Origin of the sequence: Micromonospora sp. M51 (assembly GCF_018070305.1) — a bacterium.
GTDB lineage: Bacteria > Actinomycetota > Actinomycetes > Mycobacteriales > Micromonosporaceae > Micromonospora > Micromonospora parva.
Map to the genome: position 1 here is coordinate 1 of NZ_JAGPXZ010000841.1, position 2452 is coordinate 2452.

General features: G+C 68.3%; 2 protein-coding genes. Both read right to left on the reverse strand.

All coding sequences use genetic code 11. The features are described 5' to 3' along the window. Positions 1-1475 (reverse strand): ricin-type beta-trefoil lectin domain protein (locus KBX53_RS29590; protein ID WP_210862934.1); only part of this gene is annotated, 1475 nt, incomplete at its 3' end. A 79-nt stretch (positions 1476-1554) separates the two neighbouring features. Continuing rightward, positions 1555-2452 (reverse strand): non-reducing end alpha-L-arabinofuranosidase family hydrolase (locus tag KBX53_RS29595; RefSeq protein WP_256443437.1); only part of this gene is annotated, 898 nt, incomplete at its 5' end.

Consider the following 2452-nt stretch of genomic DNA (forward strand, 5'->3'; position numbering starts at 1 on the left):
CCCGTCGACGACCACCGGTACGACGAGGGCAGGTCGCACGCGCCGCCGGTCGGCGGTGGCGTGGTCGGCGTCGGGGTGGGCGTCTGGGTGCCACCGCCGAGGGCGGCGAGCCGGAACTGCTGGTTGGTCTGGCCGTGGCAGTCGTACAGCTGGATCTGGGCTCCGTTGCTGGTGCTCCAGACGTCCAGGCATCGCCCGGACTGGACGTTGCTGATGGTGCCGTTGGAGTTGACGTTCCACTGTTGGTTGGTCTGGCTGTGGCAGCTGTAGATCTGCACCGCCGCGCCGTTGCCGGAGCCGGCGGCGTCGAGGCACATGGTGCCGTACACCTGCAGTTGTTTGCCTGAGGTGTAGGTCCAGGCCTGGTTGGTCTGCTTGTTGCAGGTGTAGAGCTGCACCCGGGTGCCGTTGGTGGTCGCCGCGTTGGGCACGTCGACGCACCGGCCGGACTGGGTGCCGACGATTTCGTTGGCCGAGCCGGGCGGGTTGGTGGGCGGGTCGGTCGGCGGGTCGGTCGGCGGGGTGGTCGGCGTCGACGGCAGCAACGGGCAGGTGCTGCGGGAGGTGACCACACCGCTGGAGTCCAGCAACGGGCAGAGGAACTGGCTGTACCGGGCGTCGTTGTCGATGAACATCTTGAGGAACGGCAACATGGTCCGGATCATCACCGGGTTCGACCGGCCGACCATGAACCCGTGGTCGGCGCCGGCGACCTCCAGGTAGATACTCTCCGTCGTGCTCGGCAGGCTGTTGTACAGGCTGGTGGCGTAGGACGGGGTGACCACGGTGTCGGCCTGCCCGGAGAAGATCATTGTCGGCACCCGGTCGTTGGCCAGGTTCGATGACGGCGAGTACGGCGCGATGCCGACCGCGGCCTTCAACGACGATCGCCGGGTGGCGGCGCTCAGCGCGCCACCGCCGCCCATGGAGTGACCGGCGACCGCCAGCCGGGTGGGGTCGACGCGGTCGCGTACCGGGCTCTGCTGGGTCAGGTAGTCCAGGGCGGCGAGCAACTGGGTGCCCCGGGCGGTGTCGAAGTCGTTACGGCTGTTGGTCTCGATGCCGATCACGACGAAGCCGTGCGAGGCCAGCCACGGCCCCATCCAGGCCAGTTCCGCGGAGAACAACGCCGTGTAACCCGGCGAGATCGCGATGGCCCCGAAGGTGCCCTGGCTGGTGTCGGTCGGGTAGTAGATCCGGCCGCCGTTGAAGCCGTACCCGGTCGGGACGCTGACCGAGGTGTTGGCGAACGGACCGTTCTCGGTGGCGACGCTGGTCCGGGTCGGGTCCGGACCGCGCTGGTACGGGTTGTCGGCGGCCGACGCCGATCCGGTCGCCACGGTGATGGAGAGCAGGCCGACCGCGGCGGCGAGCCCGGCCGCGGCGAGCGTGAAGATCCCTCTCCGGCGCCGGGGGGACACCCGGGTCGGGTCGGCGTCTCCCGGGGACGGGGGACGGTTGGCGTGTTCTGGCACTGTCGTACCTCCTGGTGGTGGATGGATGCGGGGCGGGTGGGCTCGCGCGAGCCCACCCGCCCCCGGCGGTGTCCGATCGTCAGCGCTGGAGGGTCAGCAGACCCGGCCGGTACGGCAGGAGGCCGTAGTCGCCGCCGGAACTGGGGGAACGACCCTGGTAGAGCAGTTGCAGGTTGCACGCGTCGACGGTCATGGTCTGGTCGGCGCTGGTCCGCAGCAGCTCACCGTGGCTGATGTCGTTGGTCCAGGTGGCACCGCTGTTGGCCTTGCCTGCGAACGGGTTGCTCTCGGACGTGGCCTGCGGCGTCCACGTGCCACCCAGGCTGCTGGCGGTGAACGATCGGAAGTAGCGCCCGTTCGCGCCGATCGCTTCGACGATCATGAGGTACTTGTTCAGGCCCTGGAGCTTGTAGACCTGGACGGCCTCGAAGAGGTTGTTCGTCGAGTCGGTCATGATCGTCGTGTAGTTGGAGCCGAAGCTGCCCGGGAAGTTCCCGATCGGCATGCTCGCCCGGTAGATCCGACCGTTGTCGCCGGCGAAGAACAGGTACATGTTCTGGTCGTCGCCGATGAGTGCCTGGTCGATCGGGCCGGTGTTGGAGTTGGAGATGCTGCCGGTGAACAGCGTCTGCGCCGCCGACCATCCGTTCGGGTTGGTCGGGTCACTCGAGGTCCGGTACGAGAAGGCCGTGCCGCCCCACTGGTAGGCCAGCACCCAGATGTTGCGCGGAGCGAAGTAGAACAGCGACGGCGCGACGGTCGCCGAGTTCATCGCGTTCTGGCTGGCCGAGCCCATCTGCGAGTAGTTGCTGAAGAGGCCGAAGTTCATCGAGCCCCAGGTGGTTCCGGTGTCGTGCGTGGTGGCGTAGACGAGCTGCTGACCGTTGTACGGCGCCACGGTGAAGTCCTTCAGCGACACCCAGCCCGACCTCGGCTGAGCGAGCGCACCCGTCGACGACCACCGGTACGACGAGGGC